Below are 14,374 nucleotides of genomic sequence, written 5' to 3' on the forward strand. Positions count from 1 at the left end.
AGTTTATATGTCTACTTCTTTATTTACTGAAAATTATGATGATGGTATTGCCTTTTATATCAATGGAGATTTGCAGTTTGATAGTGCTGATGAAGCAATTTATCATGAACATCTAGTAATTCCTGCCATATCTTTGGCAATACAAAGATTTCCTGATACAGATTTGCGGGTTTTAATTTGTGGTGGTGGTGATGGATTAGCTGCTAGGGATGTACTACGTTTTGAGCAGGTTAAAAGTATAGATTTGGTAGATTATAATCCACAAGTTATTGAATTAGCTAATACAGTATTTAAACCTTATAATTTAGGCAGTTTAGAACAAGAGAAAGTTACTGTCTACATTCAAGAAGCTTTTGGATTTGTTAGAGAATTGGCTGATGATTTTTATCATATAGTAATTTGCGATTTTACCTGTCCCAATTCTGCTGAAGAAGCGAAAATTTATAGTCAGGAATGGTTTCAAGAAGTTAATCGTGTTTTAATGAACTCTGGAATAATTGCTGTGAATGGTGTTTCACCGAATCAGAATAATCCAGCTTTTTGGTGTTTATATCAAACGTTATTATCAATAAATTTATTCACTAAACCCTTACAACTTGAAATTCCCTCATTTCGTGGACATGGTTATGGTAATTGGGGTTTCCTTTTGGCATCATCACAAGAAATTTTGAGAGAAGAAATTCAACATATTCACTTTCCCAATCATTTAAATTATTTAAACCGAGAAAAGTTATTGTCAGCCTTTATATTTGAGGAAACAATAGCAGCATCTCGTCATCAAGTAACTATTCATACTCTGGAAAATGAACAGTTATTTTACTATTTGTTGAATTATCCCACCCAAACAGAAAATTTAGATTTAAGCACTAATGAATATTTGGATTTTTTAGATATTAATGAACAGGTAAACGCCAATATAGAATCTATTAGTTCACTTGATTTAGAATCAGTAGCTAAGTTTTGGATAGAAAATATTTATGCTACTCCTGAAACAGAAAAAGACTCACCAGATATCAATCAATTTTTACCAGTACGCCATCCCTACCATGACTCTAAGATGACCACATCTTGGTTAGTCCATCTGCAAGAATTATTATCAGAAATAGACGTTCAAAAGTTACTGACTAGTTTACTAGCTAGAGCGCAGGAATTACCACCACAAATTGCTAGAGAATTAAAAAATTTAGCTGATAAAATTAACTCTAATCAGCCGTTAGGAACATTAAATCCTAAAATGGTTGAATTTATGGCGTTGTTATCTATAACCTTATTAATGGCTAATTTAGTCGCACCAGATTCAGTATTTGCTAAAGGCTCATATTATGGTAGTAGCAGCAGTTCTAGTTCCAGTGATGATACTGGAGATGGAAAATTAATCGGTTTTATATTCACTTGCTTAGGTGGTTATTGGTTATTTAACATCATCAATAGGATGCGAAATGGTCAGCGATGAATATTAATAATTATCTCCCCAATAAAGTAGGTAAAAAAAATTCGTCCTTAACTGTCAGAGAATTAAAAGCTTCCGAAACTACGGCTTGGAATTTGCTAGTGAAGGCTACACCGCATGGTTGCTTTATGCAAACTACAGTTTGGGCTGATTTTAAGGAATTAGAAGGTTATAAAACCTTTCGCTATGGATTATTTTTAAATGATGAATTGGTAGGTGGGTGTATTTATTATTTATATCCCCATACCAATAAAGCGAACTTGTTAATTGCTCCTGGTGGCCCTATTTTACTAGAAATGGAATCAGAACTAGGAATGCAATTACTGTTAAATACAGGGGAAATTTTAGCACGAGAACAGGGAGCGATCGCACTCCGCATTGAACCACTATGGACAGAAAAGCCTGATTACTTAAAAAGTTTTGTTCGCGCACCTGCTGATTTATTACCTTGTGAAACTTTATTAATTGATTTACGCCCAAATATAGAGCAAATTTTTGCATCTATGAAACCAAAAGGGCGCTACAACATTCGTCTTAGTCAACGTTATAGAGTGAAAATAGAATTTAGTAATGATTCCCAAACTATACCTTTATTCTATGATTTATTTTGGGAAACTGTAGAACGTCAAAAGTTTTTTGGTGAACCCTACGGCTTTTTCATCAATCTTTGCCAAACTTTATTTGCTGAAAATATGGCAGAAATTGGTTTAGCTACTTGGAATGGAGAAATACTAGCAGCTATTTTAGTAGTATATTGTGGTCATACTGCAACTTATTTATATGGTGGTAGTAGCTTCTTACATAAACAAGTGATGGCAAATTATGGCTTACATTGGCAAGCTATCCAAAGGGCAAAACTTCGTGGTTGTCAAGTTTATGATTTCTATGGTTTTACCCATAACCCTAATCATAGTTATGCAAAATTTTCTCAATTTAAAAGTCAGTTTGGCGGTTCATATATAAAAACTATTGGCGCTCATGATTATTTCTTTTATGACCAATTAGCAGATACATTAATTAGCTTGTTTCAAAGATTAGCAAGGGATAAATAGCAGGTGGTAAAAATGAATGAAATTATCATGAACTTTTTCAATCAAGCAGGTATGATTTTTATAGAATTAGTAGTTGGTTTTGCTTTATTTTGGGTAGGACAATTTGCTTATCAAAAGTTATTTCGCAGAGGTTTAGAATTAAATTTAGAATTATTTGTCAAAGATAATCCTGCTGTTGCTATTGCTTTAGTAGGGTATTATTTCGGTATTGTGATTGCTTTGGGTGGGGTTTTAGGACAAAGCGCAGTTAATTGGCAAGATAAAGCTATTAATTTAGTTACCTATGGTGCAACAGTAATTATATTCATGTTAGCTGGTGCATGGGTAGGAGATAAATTTATTTTACGTCAATTCAATTGTGAACGTGAAATTATTCAAGACCGCAATCTTGGTGCAGCGAATGTAGAAGCAGGAAACCACATTGCTAATGGCTTAATTTTAAATTCGGCTTTAGCTGGTGAAACTGGTGGTTGGTTGGTGAGTTTTGTGTGTTGGTTAATAGGGTTATTTGTACTTGTACTAGTCAGTTCTCTATATCCGCGTGTGACTAAATATAATGTATTTGCGGAAATAGAAAAACGCAATAACCCCGCCGCAGGTGTAGCTTTAGCAGGTCTATTAATTGCCACTGGTAATATTGTGAGAGTGGCATTTAACGCAGAGTTTACAAATTGGCTGGTTAGTTTTACTCAATATGGTTTGATTCTAATATTTTGCTTGATTTCTTTAGTAGGAATTCGTTGGTTAGCTGATTTAATTTTAGTCCCTGGGGTAAAAATTTCTGAGGAAATTGTGAATCAAGAAATACCTAACGTGGGTGCAGGTTTAATCGAAGCTTTTGCTTATATTGCGGCTTCTTTTTTAATTGCTTGGTGTTTTTAAGAAATAGGAGTGTAGGGGTGTAAGGGTGTAGGGGTGTAGGGGTGTAAGGGTGAGACTAATGGTGCTTACTGCAATGGTTTGATGCCAAGTTGCCGCAGCATAGCTTCATATTAATTTGGGATAAGTCCTAAGTTTTAATCTAAATTTTTCTACCCACTAATAGCGAAATAATGCCAATTATTCAGATATTCACAACTACTCATTTCTTGTGTGAGTATTTGTGTCAAAAGTTGTGCTTTTACTAAATTATCTTTTTGATAATCGCATATATGAATATCAATTGTCACTTTACTTTCCTCTGGCCAAAAGTGTAATGCTATGTGAGATTCTGCTAATAAAATAACTGCTGATACTCCCTGGGGTTGAAATGCAAAACTCACTTCACCCACTACAGTTAGTCCAGCGGTATTGGCAGCGTTTTTTAACACTTCTATAAAATCTGTTTTTTGCCAATTAAAAACAGTCTGAGAAACTGGTAATATTGCAGAGAAATGATGTGACTTAATCACTATTCCCTCACTGTCACCTGTCACCTGTCACCTTTTATAACAGGCTGAATGGTATATTTGGAAGCGAAATCAGCAGCTTCACCAGCACTTACCATAGCTCTGTATAATAACGCACAAACTTCTGCTCTTGTGGCAGTCTTTTTACCATTCAGCAATTTGATATTAGGATAATTGACAATTACGCCATTTTGTGTAAGTGCGGCGATAAAATCTCGATGTTCGCTTCTAATACTGGAGGCATCACTATAAATAGATAAAATATCTTTTGTTGAACCAGTAAATTTATAATTCAATCCTTTTGCTAATGTGATTAAAACATCTAAACGGGTGAGTTTTTGTGAGGGATTGAAGTTTTTGCTGTTGAGGATGGTAAAAAAGCCCATTTCGTAAGTTTCGCGGATAGCATCATAAGCCCAATAATCTTTAGGAACATCTCGAAATGCGATCGCATTTCTAATTTTACTTTTAATAAAGGTCTTTTGCAACAATGCCGCTAATTGGGCGCGTGTGACTGGGGCGTTAGGACGAAATGTACCGTCGGGATAACCATCAATTATTTCCATTGCGGCCAATTCAGCAATATAATCTTTAGCCCAGTAGTCTTTGGAAATATCAGAAAATGTAACTTGAATACCCTTCGCTACTCCTACAGAACGATATTTACTCAATAACTGATTCAGTGGAAATGTAGAGTCTTTGCTCAGTTGAGTCAATTCTACCAAACTACCAGGATTAGCGGTTAAAGCTTTTGCTAATTTAGCATCCGTGATGCTGATGGTTTTACCTGCTAAAGCAAAATCTCCCTCGCTGAAAGATGCAGGATAAACACTGGTTTTGGCCACGTTGGAAAAACCTGCGGCTTGGTACTGAGTAATGTTGATATTTTCTGAACTTTCGAGAAAGGTAACTTTTTGATTTTTCAGTTCTGTAAAGTAGTCGTAGGCAATGGTAGCATCTCTGTCAACAATGCTATCTTCATTGTTATCAGTTCCATAAAAAACACGAACTACTTGATATTCTGTTGGGTTGGCGGATAAAACTAAGTTTACTGCTGTATGTTCGGGCAAGCACGCAAATTCTGTGTAGCCAATCAAACGGTTTTTATTATCATATAACCTGACCACGATGCGATCGCCCAATTTAAAACCATTAACAAACTTAGCTTTCTGTTTAATTTTATATTTGTAATCACCTAAAAATCTTTCTTGATAATATTTATCACCATGCTTACCTTTGATAGAAATACGGGCAATTACTTCCGAAATTGTCCCTCCAGGTTGCCAAATATAGAGAGTAAATCCTGATTTTTCCCTTTTTACAGAAGTAGTAGTTGTAGTTACAGTTTCCCCTTCAATAGTTGTTGTACTATCTGTGTCTACTGCTTCAGAAGTAGGGTTTTGTGCTAAAAGCTGCTTATTCTCACCATGAGATGTTGATGCGACTGTAGCAAATAAATCTGATGCTGCCAAAGTAGAATCTGTTGGTGACAACGCTATGACAGAAACTACAGCAATAACAACTTTCTTAAAATGTGTTAATCTACTTAAAATCATGGTATTTATCTCACACCGTACTTATACACCTAGAATGTTAAGTATATAACAAGTTACTTAAAATATTCCGGTTTTGATCTAGGTGAAACTTACAGGTGATAGTGTACGCCATATATAGCTTTTTCCCTAATGTTTTGTCTAGAATCCTAGGAGGATTAATATAAAGAAATAATAATTTAGGAATCTTAACTAATGACGATAACAACTCAGGACTTACAAACATTAGAAAAACAGCTTTGGACTTGGCGAGATTACAAAATTCAATACACTGTCATGGGTAGCGGTCAGCCTTTGGTGCTAATTCATGGTTTTGGCGCTTCCATCGGTCACTGGCGCAAAAATATTCCCGTTTTAGCTAATGCTGGATATCGCGTCTTTGCTGTGGATTTGTTGGGTTTTGGTGGTTCTGATAAAGCAGCCATAGATTATAACATGGAAGTGTGGGCAGAACTATTGCAAGATTTTTATTATGCACATATTCACACACCAGCTATATTTATTGGTAATTCCATTGGCGCACTTTTGAGTTTAATGATTTTAGCCCAATACCCAGAAATCGCCTGTGGTGGTGTGTTAATTAACTCTGCGGGTGGCTTGAGTCATCGTCCCCATGAATTAAACCCAGTTTTGCGGATTTTCATGGCCACTTTTCACAAGTTGGTAGCTAACCCCATCACAGGTAAATTCATTTTTAACCGCATTCGCCAAAAATCGCAAATTCGCCGCACATTGTATCAAGTATACTGCGATCGCAATGCTGTCACAGATGAATTAGTTGATATACTTTATACGCCATCCTGTGATCCCGGAGCGCAACAAGTTTTTGCTTCCATCCTCACTGCACCTCCTGGTCCTACTCTAGAGGAATTATTGCCAAAAGTAGAATATCCTCTATTAGTAATTTGGGGTGCTAATGATCCTTGGACACCAATTACAGGGGCGAAAATTTACGAAGAAGCACGTGAAAATGGCAAAGATATCAAAATCCTATCTATCCCCGATGCCGGTCATTGTCCCCATGACGAAGTTCCAGATATCGTCAATGCTCAAATTCTTCATTGGTTAGCACACAAAGCTGTGGAATTGGTAGGTTGAAACGCAAAAACTATCTGGAATTGATCATTGGTAATAGGTAATAGGTAATAGGAGAAAAACATTACCCATTACCTAATTCTTATATGCAGGGGAAATGATATTTTTTCTTAACTAAAGATTGACAGAAATAAACTTGTGTGTATATATGATGGAGTTTGACATCAATCATGGATATGACAAGACAGTTCTTAAGAAGAATTATCCAGATTTTACCGCTGTTGGCTATCAAGTAATTCAAGAATTAGGACATAATCGAGAAGGAGGACGCATTACTTACTTAGCACATCATCTTCACTCTCACCAAAAAGTAGTAATTAAAGAATTCTCGTTTGCAAATATGACTACTGATTGGTCTGGTGTGAAAGCTTATGAACGAGAAATTCAACTTTTGCAGCAATTGAATCATCCCCGCATCCCTCGTTATCTAGATTCTTTTGAAAAACCAGGTTTTTTCTATTTAATCCAGGAATATAAAAAAGCACCATCATTAGCTGCCAGACGCTGCTTTCATCCTGAAGAAATCAAACAAATTGCTTTGTCAATTTTAGATATTTTAGTTTATCTACAACAACAAAACCCTCCTATAATTCATCGAGATATTAAACCAGCAAATATTTTAGTTGATGAAAAATTAAATGTTTATCTTGTTGATTTTGGTTTAGCAAAAATACAAGATACAGAAGTTGATTTGAGTACCTTTGTCACAGGCACTCCTGGTTTTATTCCCCCCGAAGAACAAATTGGTCTGGGATTAACAAAAGCTTCAGATTTATATAGTTTAGGCACAACTTTAATTTGCTTATTAACTAATACCCATGCCGCTGATATTTGTACATTAATTGATGCTAACTATCGCTTCAATTTTCAACAATTACTACCTTATATCAGTCCGGCTTTTCGCTCATGGTTAAAGAAAATGGTAGAATCTAATCACAAGCGTCGTTATGCCAACGCGGCGGACGCTTTACAGGAACTTAAGCCGATGCGAGTGCTGAATTCTGGGAACAAAATAGATAATTTACTTGCATTCATACAACAGAGAAAAAGTATAGCTATGCTGGGTTTAGCCACATTAGGAATATTAGTTACTGTAGGAACGAATTTTATGATTTCTCAACCTGGTGATGCGATTAATTCTAATGCTCAAGTAAAACCGGATTTGTAAACATTCAGCTAATGCTGATTCTAAAAGAAGAGGGATAAGCTGTTGTGCATTTTAAATGTAAAACAGCAAGTCAAAAGTCAAAAGTCAAAAGTCAAAAGTGAAGAAAGTTTCAGGGTACTTTTCCTCAATATCGCAATATACAATCTAGCTGCACAGCAGCTTATTCCAGTTTACATAAACAACCTTGCTAAAAATTAATTGTAGTCGTAATTGAGTCTGTATAATTTCCTACTTTTACATTTTGGCGAGCAGGAATAATGCCATAAATTGTTACAGTTCCAGTAAGATTAGAACTTGTGTAGTGTTGATTACTTGTACCGTCTCCCCAAATATTTTGTCCTGCTGCATCTAGGTAAAGATTGTAATTAAGTGAATCATTAATACTACGTAATTGGCGGGGATTATAAGAAGCAGCATTACCTTGACTTAGGTCAATGGTAATTGAAGTGGGAGGGGGACTTGCTGACGAGCAATCATAATTTATGCTACCTGTAGAAGTTGTAGATATATTATTAAAAACATCATAAGCACCAAAGTCCAAATTCCCTAGATATACTCACACCTCCAAAAAACAGTGAACCTCCCAAATTACCTGTATTAGCAAAGGAATCTCCAAATACCCAGCGCTGCAAATTTTTAGGATTATCTAAGGTAAAATTCGTTAAGCCCCGCACAACATCACCGTCTGTCTTCCGTGAACAACTGCTATAGAGCAGGTTGCCATTCACACTTAAGCCAGATTCACCAAAAAATGTATAATTATTTAACTTTTCCCCATCTAGAGGGATATTAAAAGCATAATTTAAAAAAGCACTAGTGTCTTTACTAGAAACAATATTGCTGGGTGGCTTATTTCCTAAGTGTAAAGAAGTAGTACCTAGTAAATCAGGTTGCGCTGTTATTTGCAGGGTTAAAGCTTTTTCGTCAAAATTATAGCTCAGCCCAGAAGTTAGGGAAGCCAGAGAGACATAAATTTCATTCTTAATAGTTTCCTGAACACCGGAGAAGCCTTTCAAACCTACTTTTTCTAGATCCAAACGGCGAATCAGAATGTCTTTTTCCCGAAGGATCACAAAAACTTCTCCTTGGGCAATCTGGTTAACAGTTAGTTCTAATATTGCCTTTTGGTCTTGTACTGCCATTGCAGGGGTAAATACAAGAATAAAACTTAAAAAAAATACACAGATAAAATTTAATAAATATTGAACCTCCATGAGATTTAACTCACTTTATAAACTTAGATAATTGGTTGTTTATTTTGATGCAGTGCAAGCATTTTTAGGCATTTCACTTCTTTCTGTCAAAACTTTATTATTTGTTTTAACTTCCAGCACTAAAGTTTGAGTTTTGTTACATTCTTGGGTAGGAATTTTCAGAGCATAGGGTTGAGATATACCAGCAAGTATATACCAACCATTGCGCTGTTGATCAAATACACTCTTACCAGATCCATCCAAACCTTTAACCCGAATTTTTTGAGCAACAAAGTGAGTATTACCAGTATTTTTCAGGTGGAAATATAGATGACTATTGCTAATATTGATATTTTCAATCTTTCCATCTATAACCTGTTGACTAGGTTGCAGAAAAATCGGAATTCCCAATTTGGTCAAAACACGAATTTCATTTTTTTTATTCGGTGTTTTTGGTGGTGGTAGTTCTTCAACGAAAATACGGTAAGTTTTTTCCACTGCACCTACAGGAACTAAAGTTCCCACACGCACGCTGCGTTGTTCCCCAGGATTTAAGGGAAATAAACCAGGAAAGGCAACTATATCTTCTGTTGCAGCGAGTTGCATTTCACCTTTAGCATCTTGACTCCAAGCATAGGTTTTTAGCTGAAAGCGTAAAGGTTCATTACTATCATTATGTACAGTGAGAACTTGATTAGAAACTTTACTAGATAAAGAAACTTGCACAGGACTTACTTGAAAGTTACTCCCCCAAGCTTTTTGTACTTGATTTAGCCCTAGACCAGTTAGTAAACTCAAAAATACGAACCTGGTTATTTTTTGGTGGAAATCAAACATAATTTTATTTTGGCAGAATGCGAATTTTGCTCCCTTAGTTGATTAATTGAAGATGCGGGCGGAATTACCCGCCCAACAAAAACAATTGATTATCATAAGTAAAGATTGATAGTGCTGAACTTAGGAACTATTAACTGCATCTATCATCCTATATAGCACTGTAAACATATATGACTAGAAACTAACTGTAGCTGTTACGGTGTCAGTATAACTACCTGCGGAAACGTTTTGACCGCTGGTAACTCTACCATAAATAGTATTAGTTTGGGCTGTACCATTACCCGTTTGTGAAAGACCTGATCCTGCCGTATTTCCCCAAACCGTTGCGTGACCTGCATCTTTGTACAGTGAGTATGATAAATAGTTAGTTCCAGCATCTTTCAAGCGACGTAAAGGAGCAGCATCAGTAGAACCAGTATCGGCATTGCTACCTTGACCTAACATAATCACAGCACTAGCACCATTTGTACAAGTTATTGTTACAGCTCCAGTTCCATCTAAAGGACTAGAAGCATTACCACTTAATGGATCATAAGCTCCAAAAGATAGAGCTGAAGTAGAGATGGTGCAATTGGCGGTGACAGAAGCGGAAGCAGAAAGGTTAGCAGTTGATGTACCAGCCATTGCGGGAGCAGTTGCAGCAACGATAGAACCAGCAACGAGTAATGCAGAGGCTAAGGAAAAACGACGTAACATAGTAAATTTATCCCAACAACTAAGATTTTAGGCTTGATTACAGTGATGAGGCTGCAAAAATAACTTTAACTTTTGATTGGTGTAAAATTAGCCTTACTCAATCCTAACTTTTCCTAACTTGACATTAGGGAATGCAAAACCCAGATGCTCTATATTGGAAGGTTTTTAGATTAGAGAGTAATTTATTGACCGCAATTTTAAAGCCAGAGTTTTTACGTATCCTTTTCACTATCTCAAACAGTACAATTTTGTTTAATGTCTGCAAATCGTGAAAAAACTGAATATTTTCACATCCATCTTCTGTTAATATACGTAGATAAATATATAGTAAATATCAGCATATTCATGCAATTTTCGTTTCAAACTATCCTACTCAACGCAAAGATGAAAGATGTAATACAGGAATCCTATATCATTTGTTAGCAGATGATCTGGCCTGTCTCATAGCATATCTTGAATAAAAATAGTATTATTAAGAACTGTTTCACAGTGCAACTTTCCCCAGCCTGTCAATATGTCAGAACACCTAGCAACATCTTTAAGCGATCGCCTCCCCTATCCCCAAAATAGCCAAAATACTATTCGCATTCGGGGCGCTAGGCAGCATAATCTGAAAAATATTGATTTGGAATTACCCCGTGACCAGTTAATTGTGTTTACTGGTGTGTCTGGTTCGGGTAAGTCTTCTTTGGCGTTTGATACCATCTTTGCAGAAGGTCAACGGCGTTATGTAGAATCTCTGAGTGCTTATGCACGGCAATTTCTGGGACAATTGGATAAACCAGATGTGGAAGCGATAGAAGGTTTAAGTCCCGCGATTTCCATTGACCAAAAATCAACTTCCCATAATCCCCGTTCGACGGTGGGAACAGTCACGGAAATTTATGATTATCTACGGTTGCTCTATGGTCGCGCTGGTGAACCCCATTGTCCGAAATGCGATCGCTCTATTGCACCCCAAACCATTGATGAGATGTGCGATCGCATCTTCGCACTTCCCGACCGTACCCGTTTCCAAATTCTGGCACCTGTCGTCCGGGGGAAAAAGGGAACTCACCGCAAACTCATATCTAGTTTAGCTGCTCAAGGATTTGCTCGCGTGAGGGTAAATGGAGAGGTTTTAGAACTCTCAGATTCTATCGAGTTAGATAAAAATATTACACATAATATAGAACTAGTTATTGACAGGTTAGTTAAAAAAGACGGAATTCAAGAACGTTTAGTCGATTCTCTTACTACTTGTCTTAAGCAATCCCACGGTATTAGCATAATTGAGGTATTAAATGATACCTCTAATAAGGTAACGCAGGAGCGACAACATAGTAAGTATATAGAAAATGGGGGAGAAAGTCAAGGTATTTCCGAACAGGAATTACCGATAGAAATGGTATTTTCAGAAAACTTTGCTTGTCCAGAACATGGGGCAGTAATGGAAGAATTATCACCACGATTATTTTCTTTTAATTCTCCCTATGGTGCTTGTCCCCATTGTCATGGGATTGGCACTTTAAGAAGATTTGCTCCCGAATTGGTGATACCTAACCCCGATTCACCTATGTATGCAGCGATCGCCCCTTGGTCAGAAAAGGAAAATTCCTATTATTTAGAGTTGCTATATAGTTTAGGACAAACTTATGGGTTTGAATTACAAACTCAGTGGAGTAAGTTAACACCAGAACAGCAACAAATAGTTTTGCATGGAGAAGAGAAACGAACCGCAGAGGCACAGAGGACGCAGAGTTTTAAAGGCGTGATTCCGATTTTGCAAAGACAATATGAAGGGGGAACGGAGTTAGTTAAACAGAAATTAGAAGAATATTTAATAGACCAACCTTGTGAAGTTTGTGGAGGCAAAAGATTAAAACCAGAAGCCTTAGCCGTGAAGTTGGGACAATATGGAATATTAGATTTAACCAGCGTTTCCATTCGGGAATGTCGGGAAAGAATCGAAAATTTAAAATTGACACCCCGACAAATGCAAATAGCTGACTTAGTTTTAAGGGAAGTTAAAGCCAGATTACAATTTTTATTAGATGTCGGCTTAGATTATCTCACCTTAGATCGTCCAGCCATGACATTATCCGGTGGAGAAGCTCAACGAATTAGATTAGCCACACAAATCGGTTCTGGGTTAACAGGAGTTCTCTACGTTTTAGACGAACCAAGTATTGGTTTGCATCAAAGAGATAACGGACGTTTGTTAAAAACCCTAACCAAATTACGCGATTTAGGAAATACATTAATAGTCGTAGAACACGACGAAGAAACCATTCGTGCAGCCAATCATATAGTTGATATTGGACCCGGTGCAGGAATTCATGGGGGAAATATCATTGCTCAGGGAAATTTAGAGGATTTATTAAACGCCGAAGCTTCATTAACTGGTGCTTACTTATCAGGAAGACGAGTTATTCACACACCAGGAAAAAGAAGAGAAGGAAACGGTAGAACTTTAACAATTAAAAACGCCCATCGTAACAACCTGAGAAATATAGATGTAGAAATTCCCTTGGGTAAACTTGTTGCTGTTACCGGCGTTTCTGGTTCAGGAAAATCTACCTTAATCAATGAACTACTTTATCCAGCTTTACAACATCATCTATTAAAAAGAGTTCCTTTCCCCAAAGATATTGATGAAATCAAAGGTTTAAACTGCGTTGACAAAGCCATTGTCATCGACCAATCACCCATAGGCAGAACACCCCGTTCTAACCCCGCAACTTACACCGGAGTTTTCGACATTATTCGAGATGTATTTTCCCAAACCATCGAAGCCAAAACCAGAGGATATAAACCAGGACAATTTTCTTTTAACGTCAAAGGTGGTAGATGTGAAGCTTGTAGTGGACAAGGTGTAAACGTCATAGAAATGAACTTTTTACCTGACGTTTACGTGCAGTGCGAAGTTTGTAAAGGTGCAAGATATAACCGGGAAACATTACAAGTTAAATATAAAGATAAATCAATTTCCGATGTTCTCAACATGACCGTTGAAGAAGCATTAGCATTTTGTGAAAACATTCCCAAAGCTGTCACCAGATTACAAACCTTAGTTGATGTTGGTTTAGGTTACGTGCAGTTAGGACAACCAGCCACAACCTTATCCGGTGGTGAAGCGCAACGGGTGAAATTAGCCACAGAATTATCTCGACGTGCAACAGGGAAGACACTTTATTTAATTGATGAACCAACAACAGGTTTGTCCTTTTACGATGTGCATAAATTATTGGATGTTTTACAAAGATTGGTAGATAAAGGAAATTCGATTTTAGTGATTGAACATAATTTAGATGTCATTCGTTGTTCTGATTGGGTAATAGATTTGGGACCAGAAGGAGGAGATAAAGGAGGAGAAATTATTGTTGCCGGAACACCAGAAGAAGTTGCCAAAAATCAGCGTTCTTATACTGGGGAATATTTGAGGCAGGTGTTGAAGCAATATCCGGCAGTTGTCTGAATCAAAACCCTTAAAAACTCTTCCTCTGTGTCCTCTGTGCCTCTGCGGTTCGTTTCATAAATCTTAAATTCTCACGCAAAGACGCAAAAGAAGAAAGGAAGAAAGAGAAATTATCATATTCAGTTACCAAGTCAGCGATCGCACTTCTGAGAATTGTTTAAAAATTTCAGGACTTAAACTACCTGATAATTAAACCTTTTACGAATAGCTGCTATTACTTGAGTTTCTTCAGGTGTAATTACTCCATCTAAATTAGCAATTTTTTCACATTTGACTTTGCAAGTTCGCTATTATTAGACTGGTTCATAAATTTATAAGTGAAAACACTTTACATACAGAAATCGTATTTTACTTATAAATACCTGTCAATAGGCTTTAAATAAAATTAGTCAAAATTATAAGGATTTAATTTTAACTAATTAATGGTAACAATAATCCTGTAAATCCTTAAATCCTGGACATCCTGATTCTGACAAAAAAGTCAA

12 protein-coding genes are annotated in these 14,374 nt (G+C 36.6%); 6 read left to right on the forward strand and 6 right to left on the reverse strand.

The genetic code is table 11. The features are described 5' to 3' along the window. Positions 1–7: 7 nt before the first annotated feature. Genes A0J48_RS03505 through A0J48_RS03515 form a run of 3 tightly spaced genes read left to right on the forward strand, consistent with a single transcriptional unit; the run spans position 8 to position 3,384 of the window. Entirely contained in the window at positions 8–1,453 is a 1,446-nt protein-coding gene (locus tag A0J48_RS03505) for a spermine/spermidine synthase domain-containing protein (protein ID WP_200320375.1), read from the forward strand. Next, positions 1,450–2,502, forward strand: coding sequence for a lipid II:glycine glycyltransferase FemX (locus A0J48_RS03510; RefSeq protein ID WP_200320377.1), 1,053 nt, complete (start codon positions 1,450–1,452; stop codon positions 2,500–2,502). Before A0J48_RS03505 ends, A0J48_RS03510 begins: the two co-directional genes overlap by 4 nt. A 12-nt stretch (positions 2,503–2,514) precedes the next feature. Continuing rightward, the gene (locus A0J48_RS03515; protein ID WP_200320379.1) at positions 2,515–3,384 is read left to right on the forward strand and encodes a DUF350 domain-containing protein; all 870 of its coding nucleotides are present in this window, start codon (positions 2,515–2,517) and stop codon (positions 3,382–3,384) included. Positions 3,385–3,533: 149 nt separating this feature from the next. Here A0J48_RS03515 and A0J48_RS26730 read toward each other — a convergent pair whose 3' ends face one another. After that, on the reverse strand, positions 3,534–3,917 hold the full coding sequence (locus A0J48_RS26730; RefSeq protein ID WP_325078365.1) for an S-adenosylmethionine decarboxylase family protein: 384 nt from the start codon (positions 3,915–3,917) through the stop codon (positions 3,534–3,536). Further along, a complete protein-coding gene (locus A0J48_RS03525; protein WP_200320380.1) occupies positions 3,914–5,446 on the reverse strand; it encodes an S-layer homology domain-containing protein in 1,533 nt (510 codons plus the stop codon). Before A0J48_RS03525 ends, A0J48_RS26730 begins: the two co-directional genes overlap by 4 nt. 192 nt (positions 5,447–5,638) lie before the next feature. On the opposite strand from A0J48_RS03525, the gene A0J48_RS03530 reads away from it, so the two are divergent. Together A0J48_RS03530 and A0J48_RS03535 are read left to right on the forward strand one after the other, a co-directional pair. Next, positions 5,639–6,541, forward strand: a complete 903-nt coding sequence (locus tag A0J48_RS03530; RefSeq protein ID WP_200320382.1) for an alpha/beta fold hydrolase — start codon at positions 5,639–5,641, stop codon at positions 6,539–6,541. Between the two features lie 148 nt (positions 6,542–6,689). Further along, positions 6,690–7,706 (forward strand): serine/threonine protein kinase, encoded by a 1,017-nt coding sequence (locus tag A0J48_RS03535; protein ID WP_200320433.1) that lies wholly within the window; start codon positions 6,690–6,692, stop codon positions 7,704–7,706. Between the two features lie 187 nt (positions 7,707–7,893). On the opposite strand, the gene A0J48_RS03540 is transcribed toward A0J48_RS03535, so the two are convergent. The 4 genes from A0J48_RS03540 to A0J48_RS03555 all read right to left on the reverse strand — a co-directional run bounded on the left by A0J48_RS03540 (position 7,894) and on the right by A0J48_RS03555 (position 10,432). Next, a complete protein-coding gene (locus A0J48_RS03540) occupies positions 7,894–8,247 on the reverse strand; it encodes a Csu type fimbrial protein (protein WP_200320384.1) in 354 nt (117 codons plus the stop codon). Next, complete coding sequence (locus A0J48_RS03545; RefSeq protein ID WP_200320386.1) at positions 8,228–8,848, reverse strand: fimbria/pilus outer membrane usher protein; 621 nt, start codon at positions 8,846–8,848, stop codon at positions 8,228–8,230. Before A0J48_RS03545 ends, A0J48_RS03540 begins: the two co-directional genes overlap by 20 nt. A gap of 111 nt (positions 8,849–8,959) precedes the next feature. Continuing rightward, positions 8,960–9,697, reverse strand: a complete 738-nt coding sequence (locus tag A0J48_RS03550; RefSeq protein ID WP_200320387.1) for a fimbrial biogenesis chaperone — start codon at positions 9,695–9,697, stop codon at positions 8,960–8,962. Positions 9,698–9,910: 213 nt separating this feature from the next. Next, positions 9,911–10,432: a Csu type fimbrial protein gene (locus A0J48_RS03555; RefSeq protein ID WP_200320389.1), complete on the reverse strand. Its 522-nt coding sequence runs from the start codon at positions 10,430–10,432 to the stop codon at positions 9,911–9,913. Between the two features lie 514 nt (positions 10,433–10,946). Between A0J48_RS03555 and uvrA the strand changes: the two genes are divergently transcribed. After that, entirely contained in the window at positions 10,947–13,889 is a 2,943-nt protein-coding gene (uvrA, locus tag A0J48_RS03560; protein ID WP_200320391.1) for an excinuclease ABC subunit UvrA, read from the forward strand. The last annotated feature ends 485 nt before the right edge of the window (positions 13,890–14,374 follow it).

It is taken from the genome of Sphaerospermopsis aphanizomenoides BCCUSP55 (assembly GCF_001586785.1).
Classification (GTDB): domain Bacteria; phylum Cyanobacteriota; class Cyanobacteriia; order Cyanobacteriales; family Nostocaceae; genus Sphaerospermopsis_A; species Sphaerospermopsis_A aphanizomenoides_A.

What these genes read in the sequence shown, in the direction of transcription:
- A0J48_RS03535 (WP_200320433.1), top strand. Translation starts at nt 6,690, where the DNA reads ATGGAGTTTGACATCAATCATGGATATGACAAGACAGTTCTTAAGAAG.
- A0J48_RS03530 (WP_200320382.1), top strand. Translation starts at nt 5,639, where the DNA reads ATGACGATAACAACTCAGGACTTACAAACATTAGAAAAACAGCTTTGG.
- A0J48_RS03525 (WP_200320380.1), bottom strand. Translation starts at nt 5,446, where the DNA reads ATGATTTTAAGTAGATTAACACATTTTAAGAAAGTTGTTATTGCTGTA.
- A0J48_RS03555 (WP_200320389.1), bottom strand. Translation starts at nt 10,432, where the DNA reads ATGTTACGTCGTTTTTCCTTAGCCTCTGCATTACTCGTTGCTGGTTCT.
- A0J48_RS03515 (WP_200320379.1), top strand. Translation starts at nt 2,515, where the DNA reads ATGAATGAAATTATCATGAACTTTTTCAATCAAGCAGGTATGATTTTT.
- A0J48_RS03510 (WP_200320377.1), top strand. Translation starts at nt 1,450, where the DNA reads ATGAATATTAATAATTATCTCCCCAATAAAGTAGGTAAAAAAAATTCG.
- uvrA (WP_200320391.1), top strand. Translation starts at nt 10,947, where the DNA reads ATGTCAGAACACCTAGCAACATCTTTAAGCGATCGCCTCCCCTATCCC.
- A0J48_RS03505 (WP_200320375.1), top strand. Translation starts at nt 8, where the DNA reads ATGTCTACTTCTTTATTTACTGAAAATTATGATGATGGTATTGCCTTT.
- A0J48_RS03545 (WP_200320386.1), bottom strand. Translation starts at nt 8,848, where the DNA reads ATGGCAGTACAAGACCAAAAGGCAATATTAGAACTAACTGTTAACCAG.